Here is a 14,719-nt window from a genome sequence, read left to right as displayed (position 1 = left end):
CATTAAATAGAATTTCAATTGCATTATAACAGATGTTAAGGTATTGCTAATATAAAAAAAAGACGACCGTTTCCAGTCGTCTTTTCAATAGTATTACTTATAAAGCAATTATTAAGCGATTTTTGCCAATATTGTATTGAACGTTTCACTTGGACGCATTGCTTTACTTGTTAATTCAGGATTTGGTTGGTAATGACCACCAATGTCTTGTGGTTTCCCTTGTGCTGCAATTAACTCGGCGTTAATTTTGGCTTCATTTGCTGTAAATTCTGCTGTAATAGGAGTAAAGATCGCTTTTAATCCAGCCTCTTTATCTTGTGCTGCCAAAGCCTCTGCCCAATACATTGCTAAGTAAAAATGAGAACCACGGTTGTCAATTCCTCCTAGTTTACGTGCTGGAGATTTATCAGTTGCTAAGAATTTCTCCGTGGCAACATCAAGAGTTTCCGCTAAAACAATTGCTTTAGAATTGTTTAAAGTTTGTCCTAAATGCTCTAGTGAAGCACCTAAAGCCAAAAACTCACCAAGAGAATCCCAACGTAAATATCCTTCAGCAGTAAATTGCTCTACGTGTTTTGGAGCTGATCCACCTGCACCAGTTTCAAACAAACCACCACCATTCATCAATGGAACAATTGATAGCATTTTTGCTGATGTTCCCACTTCTAAAATTGGGAATAAGTCTGTTAAATAATCACGTAATACGTTTCCTGTAACAGAAATAGTATCTAATCCTTTTACGATTCTTTCCAATGTGAAGTTTGTTGCTTCAATAGGATTCAGGATTTGAATGTCTAAACCGGTAGTATCGTGATCTTTTAAATATTTTGTAACTTTTTCAATAAGTTCTCTATCGTGTGCTCTATTATTATCCAACCAAAAAATAGCGGGAGTATTAGATAAACGCGCTCTGTTTACAGCCAATTTAACCCAGTCTTGAATTGGAGCATCTTTTGCCTGACACATTCTGAAAATATCTTTAGCTTCAACAGCTTGTTCCATTAAAACGTTTCCATTCGTGTCTACAACACGAACCACTCCGTCAGCAGTCATTTGGAATGTTTTATCATGAGAACCATATTCTTCTGCTTTTTGTGCCATCAAACCTACGTTTGGTACACTTCCCATGGTAGTTGGGTCAAAAGCACCGTGTTTTTTACAAAAATCAATAGTTGCAGTATAAACACCGGCATAACTTCTGTCTGGTATAATAGCTACGGTATCTTGTTGTTTACCGTCTTTATTGAACATCTGTCCTGAAGTACGAATCATGGCTGGCATAGAAGCATCCACAATCACATCCGAAGGAACATGAAGATTAGTAATTCCTTTTTCAGAATTTACCATGGCCAATGCTGGTCCGTTTGCTATTGCTTGGTTTAATGCGGCTTCTATTTCAGCCTGCATTGGTTGTCCTGCAATTTTTGCATATACATCACCCAAACCGTTTCTGGTATCAATATTCAATTCATTAAATAAGGCAGCGTATTTTTCGAAAACAGCGGCGAAATATACTTCTACGATTGCTCCAAAAATAATAGGATCAGAAACTTTCATCATAGTAGCTTTCAGGTGAACCGAAAGTAAAACGTTTAATTTTTTTGCTTCTGCAATTGTTTTGGTAATAAACGTTTTTAAAGCGTTCAAGTTCATTACTGAACTATCGATTATTTCACCTGATTTTAGTGGAGTACTCGCTTTTAAGACAGTAGTTGAGCCATCTTTAGCAACGAATTCGATTTTTACATCAGTTGCATCAGCAAGAGTTATTGATTTTTCACTTCCGTAAAAATCACCGCTTTCCATAGAGGCTACGTGTGTTTTTGAGTCAGCAGACCAAGCTCCCATAGAATGTGGGTTTGCTTTAGCGTAGTTTTTCACTGCTTTTGGAGCTCTACGATCAGAGTTCCCTTCGCGTAAAACAGGGTTTACAGCTGAACCTAATATTTTAGAGTATTTAGCTTTGATAGTTGTTTCCGCTTCATTTTGCGGTTCTTCAGGAAAATTCGGTAAATTATAACCATGAGATTGTAATTCAGCAATAGCCGCTTTTAATTGAGGAACAGATGCCGATACATTTGGTAATTTTATGATATTAGCTTCTGGGGTTGTAGCTAATTGTCCAAGTTCTAATAAAGCATCTCCTGTTTTTTGATCTTCTGTCAAAAATTCAGGGAAATTTGCTAAAATTCTTCCGGCTAAAGAAATGTCTCTAGTTTCAATTTCAATGTCAGAAGTTGATGTAAATGCTTGTACAATAGGTAAAAATGAATAAGTTGCCAATAAAGGCGCTTCATCAGTAAGTGTGTAAAAAATTTTTGATTTCTGTGTCATTTTTTTATTTTTATAATCGAATCACGGTTAAATGTAGCTTATATAAGGTATTTCACCTAAAATAAGGCGGACAAATATATGAAAATCAGATGTAATAGAAGGTGGATTTTATGTAGAAAAATACGAATTTTAAGATTACTAACTTGTTATTCTTATATTGTTAGTTTTATGGGTTCAATAATCCTAAATTAGGAATTTATAAGGAAAATATTAAACAAAAAAAGTCCCAACAATGTTGGGACTTTTATAATAAAGAGACAGTAAACTATCTTCTTTTATCTTTAATTTTAGCTTTTTTACCAGTAAGTTCTCTGAAGTAGAAAATTCTAGCTCTACGTACAGCACCTTTCTTATTGATTTCAATTTTTTGTAAAGCAGGAAGATTTACTGGGAAGATACGCTCAACTCCAATAGCTCCTGACATTTTACGGATAGTAAAAGTTTCTGTATTAGCAGAACCTCTTCTTTGAATAACAACTCCTTTGAAAAACTGAGTTCTAGTTTTTTCACCCTCTCTAATTTCGTAGTAAACGGTGATAGTGTCTCCAGCTGCAAAAACTGGGAATTCTTTTCTTGTTACGAATTCGTCTTGAACGAATTTCATTAAATCTGCCATGATAATTTTTTTAATTATGGTTTGTATTAAATCAACATTCACGGATCTCGCCAGAGGTTGAACTAATGTGGGCGCAAAAGTAAATAAAAAAGTTTAAAGTTTAAAGTTTTTCTAGTTTAAAGTTTAGAAGTTCTTGAATACCAACTTTAAACCTAAAACTTTAAACAAATTTTTACTCCTCCAGTAAATCAGGTCGTCTGTTCTTTGTGTGTTCGTACGCCATATCTTCACGCCATTTATCAATTTTAGCAAAATTACCACTGGTCAAAACCTCAGGAACTTTCCATCCATTGTAGTCGGCTGGTCTTGTATATATAGGTCCTGACAATAATCCATCCTGAAAACTATCGGTCAATGCTGAGGTTTCGTCACTCAAAACACCTGGAATCAATCGGATTAATGCATCCGATAATACCAAAGCTCCTAATTCACCTCCGCTCAATACATAATCACCAATTGATATTTCTTTGGTGATAAAATGATCGCGTACGCGTTGGTCCACACCTTTATAATGTCCGCAAAGAATAATGATATTTTCGTACATTGACATCGTATTCGCCATTTTCTGGTTCAGGGTTTCCCCGTCCGGCGACATATAAATGATCTCATCGTAGGTTCTTTCACTTTTCAAATGGGTAATACAGGCATCAATAGGCTGCACCGTCATGACCATTCCAGCACCACCGCCATAGGGATAATCATCTACACTTTTTTGTCTGTTTGTGGTGTAATCCCGTAAGTTATGAAAATGAACCTCTACTAAACCTTTGTCAATAGCGCGTTTCATGATTGAAGCCTCAAATGGACTTCGCAATAATTCTGGGAGGACGGTAACAATATCGATGCGCATAATTTTGAATCTTAGTTTGAAAGGTGCAAAGGTACAAAGTTGCAGAGGTTTTCAAATAACCAAATCAATGATTAAACTTTTTTAGGCACTATTTTAGCTTTTTGCTGAGCTAATGATGCTTTTGACAGGGATTAATTCTTTAGTGCACTATTTCATACTATGCTTTTTTCAACTACTTTTATGTCTTAAAAATAAACCACTTAATTATGCAAATTTTTTCGAAAATAATTGTTGCTAGTTCCTTGTTTTTAGTCGCTTCTATACAAACTGAAACACTCTATGCACAAAACAAATCTGTTAAGATGACAAATCCTCTTTTACAAAAAAGTACGTTGCAGTATCAAGCACCGACTTTTGATTTAATCAAAGACGAACATTTTAAACCTGCTTTTGAATACGGTTTAAAAATTCATGATCAAGAAATTGAAAAGATTGCAAACAATCCGGCGAAACCAACTTTTCAAAATACAGTATTGGCATTAGAAACCAGTGGTGTGGATTTAGGGAGAGCAACAGGTGTTTTTTATAATTTAACGGGGTCTAATACTAACCCGACATTACAAGCGATTGATGAGGAATACGCTCCAATTTTTTCGGCTCATAATGATAAAATTTATTTGAACAGTAAGCTGTATAATCGCTTCAAGGCATTGAATATTGCAGCTTTAAAAGGAGAGGATAAAAGATTAACACAGTATTATTTGCAACAATTTGAATTAGCCGGAGCAAATTTATCAGCTACGGATAAAGATAAAATGAAAAAAATCAATGAAGAGTTAGCGAGTTTGAGCACGCTCTTTGGAAATAAATTATTGATTGCCCGAAAAAACGGAGCCGTTTTATTTGACAATGTAAATGATTTAGCGGGTTTAAGTGCTGATGAAATCGCTGCTGCAAAAGCAAAAGCTACAGAAGCGGGGCAAGACGGAAAGTATTTAATAGGGTTGTTAAACACGACACAGCAACCATTATTGCAAAGTCTTACTAATAGAGCCACAAGAGAAAAGATATTTAAAGCATCATGGAATCGTGCCGAAAAAAATGATGATGGTGATACTCGTGAAGTAATAGAACGAATGGCAAGATTGCGTTTGCAAAAAGCAAATTTAATGGGCAAGAAAAGTTTCGCCGAATGGAAATTACAAGATCAAATGGCGCAATCACCAGCACCAGCGATGGATTTATTGGCGAAAATTGCAGGTCCGGCAGTTGTAAAAGCAAAAGTAGAAGCCAAAGAAATTCAAGATTTGATTGATTCACAAAACGGAGGATTTAAATTAGAGCCTTGGGATTGGAACTTTTATTCAGAGCAAGTGCGTAAAGCAAAATATGATTTAGATCAAAGCCAAATAAAACCGTATTTCGAAATTGGTACTGTTTTAGAAAAAGGCGTGTTTTTCGCAGCACAACAAATGTATGGTATCACGTTTAAAGAAAGGAATGATTTGCCGGTCTATCATCCTGATGTAAAAGTGTATGAAGTATTTGATAATGACGGAAAATCAATTGCAATATATTATTTAGATTTTTACACCAGAGACAATAAAAACGGAGGTGCTTGGATGAGTAATTTTGTGAATCAGTCGCATTATTTAATGCAAAAACCAGTTATTGTCAATGTATATAATTTCTCAAAACCAGCCGGAGGAAATCCATCCTTGATTAGTTTTGATGATGTAACCACGCTGTTTCATGAGTTCGGACATACTTTACACGGACTGTTTGCAAACCAGCAGTATGTAACGCTTTCAGGGACATCTGTCCCGCGTGATTATGTAGAGTTTCCTTCCCAAATCAATGAGCATGCGGCATTGGATCCTTTGGTTTTAAAAAACTATGCAATACATTATCAAACCAAACAAGCCATTCCTCAGGAGTTAATAGATAAAATTAAAAAAGCCGATACCTTTAATAAAGGATACGTAGTAACGGAGCTTTTAGCAGCGGCAACGCTAGATATGGCTTGGCATAGTGTCGAAAAAGAATCGGATTTCAAACCGACTTTAGTTTTCGAAAAAGAAGCATTGCAAAAATTCGGTTTGTTGGTAAATGAAGTTCCAACAAGATACCACACGCCTTATTTTGCCCATATTTGGGGTGGAGGATATTCAGCAGGATATTATGCGTATACTTGGTCAAAAACATTGGATTATAATGCTTTCGACTGGATGCAAGCCAATGGTGGTATGACAAGAGCCAATTGTGAGCGTTTCAGGAAATACATTTTATCGGTGGGTAATAGTGTCGATTTAAACAAAGCCTTCAAGGATTTTATTGGGCATGACATGCAAATAGAACCGTATTTGAGAAACGCGGGTTTATTAGTGAAATAATAAAATTTTGGTATAAATAATTAAAATGACATTCGTAAGGATGTCATTTTTTTTAGGAGCTATTTCCAGCTTTACACGCTATCTTTCCTTGCTTAAAGAAAGCAAGAAAAGTATGTTGTTTCAATCTGGGCTAGGATGTAGTGGAATTATGAGATTAAAGAGCCGAATTTGCGTAGCGGAAAAGATTATAATTATCTGAAAAAGTCTAAATAATTTGCAAACTTTCAAATAGTCAAATCAACGAATCTCCCAATTCCCTTTTTAAAATTAATTTCGTAAATTTGCCCTTCAATAAAAATTAAAAAACATGGAAAACGGAATATATGCTAAATTCAACACCTCTAAAGGTGCTATTTTAGTAAAACTAGCACACGATTTGACTCCTGGTACAGTGGGGAATTTCGTAGGATTGGCAGAAGGAAATTTAGAAAATAAAGTAAAACCACAAGGGGTTAAATTTTATGACGGATTAAAATTCCACAGAGTAATTCCTGATTTCATGATTCAAGGTGGTTGTCCACAAGGAACAGGAACTGGAGATCCAGGGTATAAATTTGATGATGAGTTTCATCCAAGTTTGAAACACGATCGTCCGGGAGTTTTGGCAATGGCTAATTCAGGACCCGGAACAAACGGTTCTCAATTCTACATTACTCACATCCCAACAGAATGGTTGGATAACAAACATACTGTTTTTGGTCATGTGGTTGAAGGACAGGATGTTGTTGATGCTGTTGCTCAAGGGGATGTTTTGGAGTCTTTAGAGATTGTTAGAGTAGGAGAAGAAGCTGAAAATTGGAATGCAATCGAAGCTTTTATCACTTTCAAAGGAGCTCGTAACAAGCGTGATGCAGCTTTAAAAGCAGATGCTGAAGCGGCTATGGAAAAATTGGCTGCTGGTTTTGAAAAAACAGAAAGCGGTTTGCGTTACCAATTCATCCAAAGAGGTGAAGGTAAAAAAGCAGAGAACGGAAAAACAGTTTCTGTACATTATACAGGACAACTTCCTGACGGAAAAGTTTTTGATAGTTCTTATCCTCGTAAAAAACCAATTGAATTTCCATTAGGTAGAGGAAACGTTATTGAAGGTTGGGACGAAGGTATTGCCTTGTTGCGCGTAGGTGATAAAGCACGTTTTGTGATTCCGGCTCATTTAGGTTACGGATCTCGTGGTGCTGGAGGAGCAATTCCACCAAATGCTACTTTGATTTTTGACGTAGAATTAATGGACGTTAAATAGTTTAAACGATTCACATAAAATTAAAAAATCCCAAAACGAAAGTTTTGGGATTTTTTTTGCAATACATAAATCGCGACTAATAAAGTCTATAAAATCCGAATTTAGGAATTTAAAAATTCAATTAAATCGTTGTTTAATTTATCTTTTTCAATGTAAAATAAACCGTGTGGTGCTCCTTCATAAACAATAAATTTATTGTCGGGGATTAATTTTGCTGCTATTTCTGAAGTGATTTCAATAGGAACGGTTTTGTCTTCGTCACCGTGAATAATTAATGTTGGAACATTTACAGATGCCATTTCATGACGAAAATCGGTTGTAGAAAATGATTTGGCACATTCTAAAGTGGCACGTGGTGAAGCAAAAGAACACAACATTCTGTAATAATCTAATAAAGGAGTACTTATAGGTTTGCTGATAAAGCTCACTCCAAAAAACGTTTTTCCAAAATTATCCAGAAAATTGATTCGGTCTTCTTTGATTAGCGTTGCCATACCGTCATACTTTTCTTGTGGAACACCGTTTGGATTCGAATCCGTTTGCAGTTGAAATGGTGTAATCGAAGCGATAAGAACTGCTTTAGAAACCCCTTTTCCACCATGACGACTAAAATAACGCACCACTTCTCCGCCACCCATTGAAAATCCAACAAGTGTGGCTTCTTTTAAATCAAATTGCTCAATAATAGCCTTTAAGTCGTCTGCTAAAGTGTCATAATCATAGCCATCCCAAGGTTGTGACGATTTACCAAAACCACGACGATCATACGTAATTACTCTAAAGTTATTTTGGACTAAAGTATCAATTTGGTACTCCCACATTTCGTTAGATAGTGGCCATCCGTGAATAAGAATTACTGGTTTTCCTTCGCCATAATCTTTAACATATAATTTTACATTTGGCGCTGTTTCAATATACATGTCCAATCCAATATTATTTTCCCTTCTCGATTCACGGCTATTTTTCTGACTCGTTCCCATAATAGTTACTATTTACATGATGAATTTAATATTCGTCTTTTGTAAAATTAGGCGCATAAACGGAAAATAGTATTATAGAATTAGTGTAAATACTTGTAAAATTTATAGGTTTGTTATTTAGTACTTTGTTTAATAAAATTAACTAACTATGGAAAACCTGACTTGGTCTGAATTTGAAAAAGTAGAAATGCGTGTAGGAACTATTCTTGAAGTCAATGATTTTCCTGAGGCCCGAAAACCAGCGTATCAATTGACGATTGATTTTGGTTCTGAAATCGGAATCCGAAAAACATCCGCACAAATAACGAAACGTTACCAAAAAGAAGATTTACTCAACCGACAAATGGTTGCCGTAGTCAATTTTCCTAAAAAACAAATCGGAAAATTCATGAGCGAGTGCTTGGTATTGGGAGCAGTTGGAGACGAAGGCGATGTGATTTTACTGGCTCCTGATTTTAAAATAGAAAACGGATTACGAATTGGGTAAATAATTAGGGATTCCTTTTATTTAGTAATTGTTGCAAAATCAACTGCCCTTCTTCCCAATATTCTAAATTGGACTCAGAATTGATGTGTCCTTTTTTGCCTATGTTGATAAAATCACTGCCCCATTTTTGGGATAAATGCTCGGCTCTTTCGATTGAAATATAAGGGTCGTTTTCGCTGCTGATGACTATCGAAGGGAAATTAAGCTTTAATTTAGGTATAGGAGAAAAGTTCCAAGTTACCTCAGGTGTATGTTCAGCCGAATCAACATCCGCAGGAGCAACGAGCAAAGCGCCTATTATATTCTGATTACTATTGGTGGAAGCCCAATGCAGAACCATTGAAACCGCTAGACTATGCGCTACTAAAACAGTTGGAGTGTCTAATTTTTGGATTGTTTTATTGAGATTAGCAAGCCAGTTATTAAGTTGAGGTTCTTCCCAATTATCCTGAATAAGCTTAGTTGAGTTGTCAAATTTTCGCAGCCAATAACTTTGCCAATGATTCTCTCCTGAATCTCCAAGTCCTGTTAGAATTAATAATTTTGGTTCCATATTTAAATAAATTAGGCTATTTTTCTATTGGAAGATTTTCCAGTTGTCCCCATTCTGTCCAAGAACCATCATAGACTGATTTCGGATTTTTACCAATCAATTCGTAGGCAATTAAATCAATACAGGCTGTAACTCCGGAACCGCAAGTGAATATTAGCGGTTTATCGTCAGTTTTTAAGATAGTAACTAATTCTTCTTTTGGTAAAAATTTTCCGTTTTGTAAAAGCTGTGTGTACGGAATATTTATAGAACCGGGAATATGGCCACTTCGTAATCCGGGTCTGGGCTCATCGCCAATTCCTTTAAATCGGTTTTCTGCACGGGCATCAATCAAAATAGCATCTTTGGTTTGTATGTTTTCTAGAATTTGTTCTTTACTTTTTACTAATTCTGGGATAAATTTGGCTTCAAAATCTCCAAGGGCATAGGTTGGATTTTCCGGTATTTCCTCAACAGGATAACCTTCTTTTACCCATTCGGGTAATCCGCCATCTAAAACAGCAACATTTTGATGTCCCATTATTTTAAACAGCCACCAAGCTCTTGGACTCGAATAAATACCCAAGTTGTCATAGACTACTATTGTACTTTTCTTATTGATTCCTAGTTTTTTAGCTTCTGTTTCAAACTGTTTGGGACTCTGGAGTGTATTGGGTAATGGATTAACGGTATCACTGAAGGTGTTCTTTATGTCAAAAAATCGGGCACCTTTAATTTGGATATTTTCTAAGCCAGTTTTTAAATTGGATTGATTCTCTTTTAAACTGGCATCGAGGATTATTACGTTTGGATTTTTAAGATTAGCTTGAAGCCATGCGACACTTACGATTGGTTCTGTCATTAGTTTTAGTGTTTCTTTTCCTTAGTAATTCTTCGGACTTCATTAAGCAATAAAGGAAAAGCGGGTTCTGTCATGTTGTGACCAAATCCGTCTAATTCATATAGTTTCGTGTTTTTGTGTCCAGCAATTTTCATCATGCGCATTAAATAAGCGTTTTCTTCATAACGGCCTAACATTTCTAATTCACGATCTCCGGTTATTAGTAATAGAGGAGGAGCATCTGCACGAACGTGAAAAAGTGGTGCTAAATCATCTATTACCGGCTGTGTTTCTGCAATATCGCGTTCTTTTCGAACTAAAAAATGAGTAATTGCCTGTCCGCTAAGAGGAATAAGACCCGCTATTTTATTGGCATCGATTCCTTGAGTGTTCAGCCATTTTTTGTCTAAACCTACCATGCTTGCCAGATATCCACCTGCAGAATGACCGGATACAAATAGCAAAGATTCGTCTCCACCAAATGCAGGGATATTTTTAAAAACCCAAGCTACAGCCGCCGCCGCATCCTCAATATATTTTGGGGCACTTACTTTTGGACCCAAGCGATAATTGACTGAAATAACTGCTATTCCTTGGTTTTTTAGTCCTTCAGGAAGTTCTTTGTTTCCACCGGTTAATCCACCGCCATGAAACCAAATCACGGTTGCAAATCCCGGACTATTTTTTGGGTAATATACGTCTAGTACACATCGTTCTTTTATGTATGTGTCTGATTTATTGATGGTTTCTGTGTAATAAGGAAGATTGGTTTGTGTTGTATATTCTAGTTTTTGAGCTGATATAGTAAACCCGAAAAAGAATAGCAATACAAAAAGAGAAACGTTTTTCATTTGGCATCATTTATTTTTTAAATGTACAAAAAAAGTCCAAAAATCAAATGACTTTTGGACTTTTTACTTTTGTAAGTAGGGAACTAAAAATTAAATATCATCAAATTCAATATCAGTGAACGTTGATGTTTGTGGTATAATTTCATCATCTGATTTCTCAGATGCATATTCTTTTTTGAAATCTTTTTGGTGTCTTTCTGAAATTACTTCTTCGCCTTTGTGGTTCAAAACATAAGAAGTCATTTCGCCAAGAATCTCTGCAAAAGCAGCAAAATCTTCTTTGTATAAATAGATTTTATGTTTTTTGAAATGGAATGATCCATCTTCTTCAGTGAATTTTTTGCTTTCGGTAATGGTAATGTAATAATCATCTGCTTTTGTCGCTCTCACATCAAAGAAATAAGTTCTTCTTCCAGCTCTTAAAACTTTAGAAAATATCTCTTCTTTTTCTAACATGTCATGTTCTCTCATAATCCTTTCTATCAATTTATGGTTGTTAAGTAGTATTCAAAAATCTAAAAAATATATGTATTATCCAACAATTATAGCATTTCTTTTTCTGAAAGTTGTTTCAAATACAAAGCGGCATAATAGCCTTCTTGATTTATCAATTGATTATGAGAACCTTGTTGTATAATTTCACCCTTTTCGATGATGATTATTCTATCGGCATTTTTAGCAGATGAGACACGATGGCTTACAATTATAGTTGTTTTGTCTTTGCAAATTTCATACAAGTTGTTTAATATAGTTTCTTCGGTTTCTGTATCTACTGCAGATAAACAATCGTCAAAAAGTAAAATAGGGGGATTCTTAATAATTGCTCTTGCAATAGAAACCCTTTGTTTTTGACCTCCGGAAAGTGTAATTCCTCTTTCGCCAAGAATGGTTTCGTATTGTTTATTAAAGCCCATAATATTGTCATGGACAACGGCACTTTTAGCGGCTGATTCCACTTCTTGCATAGTTGCATTCTCTTTGCCAAACATGATGTTATTCTTGATGCTGTCTGAAAATAAGAATGCATCTTGCGGAACGATACCAATGCTGTTTCGCAAATCAAAAAGATTGACAGTGCTTATTTCGCTTCCGTCAATGGTTATTTTTCCATCTGTTACATCATACATCCTGGAAATTAAGGATAAAATAGTTGATTTCCCAGATCCTGTTTTTCCTAGAATAGCTAAAGTTTCTCCTTTTTTTACGGTGAAAGAAATATTTTGCAACGCTTTGATATTAGTGTCTTCGTAAGTATAGCTTACATTTTCGAAAGAAATAGAACCTTCAATCACTGATTTATTCAGATTTTTATTTTTTATCTCCGGTTCGATTTTAAGGAATTCATTCAACCTTTTTTGAGAAGCTTCGGCCTCTTGAACCATAGAAGAAACCCAACCTAAAGATGCTACAGGCCAAGTAAGCATATTGACGTATAAAATAAATTCGGCAATTGTTCCAATGCTTTTTATAGAACCGTTGATGTACATTAAACCACCAAAATAAATTACGACTAAGTTACTGATTCCTATCAGCGCCAACATTAACGGTCCAAATAAGGATTGCACTTTGGCCAAATTCAAGCTCTTACTTTTGCTTTCATTGGCTAAATTCACCATGTTATTTTGATGTTGATTTTCTAATGAATAGGCTTTTATCACTCGGATTCCTGAAAATATTTCTTGTGAAAAACTGGAAACTTTAGATAAATATTGTTGGAAAATGGTGCTTCTTACATTGATTTCGGAACTCAGTTTGAAAATAGCGTATGATAAAATTGGTAAAGGAAGCAATGTGTATAAGGTCAGGATTGGCGATACATTATACATATAGACAATGACTATTGCAAAACGTATGACGGTATTTATGGTATACATTACGGCTGGCCCAACGTACATTCTTACCTTAGAAACGTCCTCACTGATTCGATTCATTAAATCTCCGGTACGATTTTGCTTGTAGAAGTTCTGCGAAAGATTCTCATATTGACGGAATACCTCGTTTTTTAAATCAAATTCTATGTGGCGTGACATCACAATTAAAGTTTGTCTCATTAAGAAAGTAAGAAATCCGGCAATAATCGTAGTAGCAATAATCAATAGGATATTCGAAATTAATTCTTCGTGAATAACTGATTTGGCTACGGTTTTATCTTTGGCGAAAGCCTCAATGACCTTGAATGATTTGCTAATCAACTTGGGTGTGAAAAGCATGAATATTTGTGCGATAATGGTAAAAATAATTCCCAGTAAGAAGCTGTATTTGTATTTGACGAAATATTTATTTAAATAACGTAATTCTTTCATTTTTTAAGATATTCTGTGTTGAAATGATTTTATTTTTTAAAATAATTGTATTTTTTAATAATTTCAGTGTTGAATTGCCAGTGAGTTAAATTATTGATTTCATAATTTTTAAACAAAAAATCAATACATATTCATTTTTTGTTTAAATTTGGATTGTCTTTTTGACGAATTCGTAATTTATCACTATAAAAACTTACACTATGAATGCAGCTTTCACAACTGGAAAGGAACTTCAAAAAATGGATCCCGTTTTTGGTCAATTATCATTTGATGATCACGAACAAATTGTATTTTGCAACGACAAAGATACAGGTTTAAAAGCAATTATTGGTATTCATAATTCGGTTATGGGACCAGCTTTAGGTGGTACTCGAATGTATAATTATGCAAATGAATGGGAAGCATTGAACGATGTATTGCGTCTTTCTCGCGGTATGACTTATAAGGCAGCGATTACAGGATTGAATATTGGTGGAGGAAAAGCAGTGATTATTGGAGATGCTAAAACGCAAAAAACTCCTGAGTTGATGCGTAAGTTTGGTGAATTTGTACATTCTTTAAGCGGAAGATATATTACGGCTGAAGATGTAGGAATGGAAACCGCAGATATGGATATCGTTAGAGATGTAACGCCTTATGTTACCGGAATTTCTGAATCAAGAGGTGGTTCTGGGAATCCATCACCTGTTACAGCTTACGGTGTGTATTTAGGTATGAAAGCGGCTGCGAAACAACAATTTGGTTCTGATGTTTTGAGTGGCAAGAAAGTTTTGGTTCAAGGAATTGGTCACGTTGGCGAAACTTTAGTTGATTATTTGACAAAAGAAGGAGTAATAGTAACCATTTCGGATATCAACGAAGATAGATTGTATGAAGTGGGAGCGAAATACAATGCAGAAATTTTCAGAGGAGACGATTTGTACAGTGCAGATGTTGATATTTATGCGCCTTGTGCGATGGGAGCAACATTAAATGACAATACAGTTTATAAAATTAAAGCAAAAGTAATTGCTGGTGCTGCTAATAATCAATTGGCTGATGAGAATGTTCATGGTGCAATTCTACAGGAAAGAGGTATTCTTTATGCTCCGGATTTCTTGATTAATGCAGGTGGAATTATCAATGTGTATGCTGAATTAGCGCATTATGACAAAGTGGAGATTATGCGTAAAACAGAAAATATCTATAACACTACATTAGAAATATTTGATTTTGCCATTGCTAACAAGATGACAACACATCATGCTGCTTTGACTATTGCTCAAAATCGCATCAATCAAAGAAAAATAGAAAACAGTAAAAAGTAAAAAATAGTACTCAGTTATCAGTATTCAGTGAGCAATTTATTACCG

The 14,719-nt window shown here is 35.2% G+C and carries 13 protein-coding genes; 4 read left to right on the top strand and 9 right to left on the bottom strand.

Translation table 11 applies throughout. From position 1 onward, the window contains the following. Positions 1–111 precede the first annotated feature (111 nt). The 3 genes from QLS65_RS09665 to trmD form a co-directional block, all read right to left on the bottom strand. Positions 112–2,334, bottom strand: coding sequence for an NADP-dependent isocitrate dehydrogenase (locus QLS65_RS09665; RefSeq protein ID WP_282717110.1), 2,223 nt, complete (start codon positions 2,332–2,334; stop codon positions 112–114). Positions 2,335–2,599: 265 nt separating this feature from the next. Beyond that, a complete protein-coding gene (gene rplS / locus QLS65_RS09660) occupies positions 2,600–2,950 on the bottom strand; it encodes a 50S ribosomal protein L19 (protein ID WP_073354306.1) in 351 nt (116 codons plus the stop codon). Positions 2,951–3,122: 172 nt separating this feature from the next. After that, on the bottom strand, positions 3,123–3,800 hold the full coding sequence (gene trmD / locus QLS65_RS09655) for a tRNA (guanosine(37)-N1)-methyltransferase TrmD (RefSeq protein ID WP_074723946.1): 678 nt from the start codon (positions 3,798–3,800) through the stop codon (positions 3,123–3,125). 302 nt (positions 3,801–4,102) lie between these two features. Here trmD and QLS65_RS09650 point away from each other — a divergent pair, with 302 nt between their 5' ends. Beyond that, positions 4,103–6,133: a M3 family metallopeptidase gene (locus QLS65_RS09650; protein ID WP_428831875.1), complete on the top strand. Its 2,031-nt coding sequence runs from the start codon at positions 4,103–4,105 to the stop codon at positions 6,131–6,133. 307 nt (positions 6,134–6,440) lie between these two features. Then, entirely contained in the window at positions 6,441–7,373 is a 933-nt protein-coding gene (locus tag QLS65_RS09645) for a peptidylprolyl isomerase (protein WP_282712271.1), read from the top strand. A 101-nt stretch (positions 7,374–7,474) separates the two neighbouring features. Here the strand turns inward: QLS65_RS09645 and QLS65_RS09640 are convergent, their stop codons facing one another. Then, positions 7,475–8,353, bottom strand: a complete 879-nt coding sequence (locus QLS65_RS09640; protein WP_345959602.1) for an alpha/beta fold hydrolase — start codon at positions 8,351–8,353, stop codon at positions 7,475–7,477. A 148-nt stretch (positions 8,354–8,501) separates the two neighbouring features. Here QLS65_RS09640 and QLS65_RS09635 point away from each other — a divergent pair, with 148 nt between their 5' ends. Continuing rightward, positions 8,502–8,840 (top strand): tRNA-binding protein, encoded by a 339-nt coding sequence (locus QLS65_RS09635; RefSeq protein ID WP_282712269.1) that lies wholly within the window; start codon positions 8,502–8,504, stop codon positions 8,838–8,840. A gap of 4 nt (positions 8,841–8,844) precedes the next feature. On the opposite strand, the gene QLS65_RS09630 is transcribed toward QLS65_RS09635, so the two are convergent. The 5 genes from QLS65_RS09630 to QLS65_RS09610 form a co-directional block, all read right to left on the bottom strand. Then, on the bottom strand, positions 8,845–9,393 hold the full coding sequence (locus QLS65_RS09630; protein WP_282717106.1) for an RBBP9/YdeN family alpha/beta hydrolase: 549 nt from the start codon (positions 9,391–9,393) through the stop codon (positions 8,845–8,847). Between the two features lie 16 nt (positions 9,394–9,409). Continuing rightward, positions 9,410–10,234 carry a sulfurtransferase gene (locus QLS65_RS09625; protein WP_282717105.1) on the bottom strand — a complete coding sequence of 275 codons (825 nt, stop codon included), beginning with the start codon at positions 10,232–10,234 and terminating at the stop codon, positions 9,410–9,412. A gap of 5 nt (positions 10,235–10,239) precedes the next feature. Further along, the gene (locus tag QLS65_RS09620; RefSeq protein ID WP_282717104.1) at positions 10,240–11,064 is read right to left on the bottom strand and encodes an alpha/beta hydrolase; all 825 of its coding nucleotides are present in this window, start codon (positions 11,062–11,064) and stop codon (positions 10,240–10,242) included. A gap of 90 nt (positions 11,065–11,154) precedes the next feature. Beyond that, a complete protein-coding gene (locus QLS65_RS09615) occupies positions 11,155–11,535 on the bottom strand; it encodes a PUR family DNA/RNA-binding protein (protein ID WP_099715976.1) in 381 nt (126 codons plus the stop codon). Positions 11,536–11,606: 71 nt separating this feature from the next. Next, the gene (locus QLS65_RS09610; RefSeq protein ID WP_121341447.1) at positions 11,607–13,367 is read right to left on the bottom strand and encodes an ABC transporter ATP-binding protein; all 1,761 of its coding nucleotides are present in this window, start codon (positions 13,365–13,367) and stop codon (positions 11,607–11,609) included. 200 nt (positions 13,368–13,567) lie between these two features. Between QLS65_RS09610 and QLS65_RS09605 the strand changes: the two genes are divergently transcribed. After that, positions 13,568–14,674 (top strand): Glu/Leu/Phe/Val family dehydrogenase, encoded by a 1,107-nt coding sequence (locus QLS65_RS09605; protein ID WP_282717102.1) that lies wholly within the window; start codon positions 13,568–13,570, stop codon positions 14,672–14,674. Positions 14,675–14,719 lie beyond the last annotated feature (45 nt).

It is taken from the genome of Flavobacterium algoritolerans (assembly GCF_030010385.1).
In the GTDB taxonomy this organism is placed as follows: Bacteria; Bacteroidota; Bacteroidia; order Flavobacteriales; family Flavobacteriaceae; genus Flavobacterium; species Flavobacterium algoritolerans.
Note: the sequence above shows the minus strand (reverse complement) of the source record. Positions and strands in the feature narration are given on the sequence as shown.

Excerpts from the sequence above, each read along its gene's own strand:
- QLS65_RS09620 (WP_282717104.1), bottom strand. The coding sequence starts at position 11,064 with ATGAAAAACGTTTCTCTTTTTGTATTGCTATTCTTTTTCGGGTTTACT.
- QLS65_RS09615 (WP_099715976.1), bottom strand. The coding sequence starts at position 11,535 with ATGAGAGAACATGACATGTTAGAAAAAGAAGAGATATTTTCTAAAGTT.
- QLS65_RS09630 (WP_282717106.1), bottom strand. The coding sequence starts at position 9,393 with ATGGAACCAAAATTATTAATTCTAACAGGACTTGGAGATTCAGGAGAG.
- QLS65_RS09625 (WP_282717105.1), bottom strand. The coding sequence starts at position 10,234 with ATGACAGAACCAATCGTAAGTGTCGCATGGCTTCAAGCTAATCTTAAA.
- QLS65_RS09645 (WP_282712271.1), top strand. The coding sequence starts at position 6,441 with ATGGAAAACGGAATATATGCTAAATTCAACACCTCTAAAGGTGCTATT.
- QLS65_RS09665 (WP_282717110.1), bottom strand. The coding sequence starts at position 2,334 with ATGACACAGAAATCAAAAATTTTTTACACACTTACTGATGAAGCGCCT.
- trmD (WP_074723946.1), bottom strand. The coding sequence starts at position 3,800 with ATGCGCATCGATATTGTTACCGTCCTCCCAGAATTATTGCGAAGTCCA.
- QLS65_RS09605 (WP_282717102.1), top strand. The coding sequence starts at position 13,568 with ATGAATGCAGCTTTCACAACTGGAAAGGAACTTCAAAAAATGGATCCC.
- QLS65_RS09635 (WP_282712269.1), top strand. The coding sequence starts at position 8,502 with ATGGAAAACCTGACTTGGTCTGAATTTGAAAAAGTAGAAATGCGTGTA.
- QLS65_RS09650 (WP_428831875.1), top strand. The coding sequence starts at position 4,103 with ATGACAAATCCTCTTTTACAAAAAAGTACGTTGCAGTATCAAGCACCG.
- rplS (WP_073354306.1), bottom strand. The coding sequence starts at position 2,950 with ATGGCAGATTTAATGAAATTCGTTCAAGACGAATTCGTAACAAGAAAA.
- QLS65_RS09610 (WP_121341447.1), bottom strand. The coding sequence starts at position 13,367 with ATGAAAGAATTACGTTATTTAAATAAATATTTCGTCAAATACAAATAC.
- QLS65_RS09640 (WP_345959602.1), bottom strand. The coding sequence starts at position 8,353 with ATGGGAACGAGTCAGAAAAATAGCCGTGAATCGAGAAGGGAAAATAAT.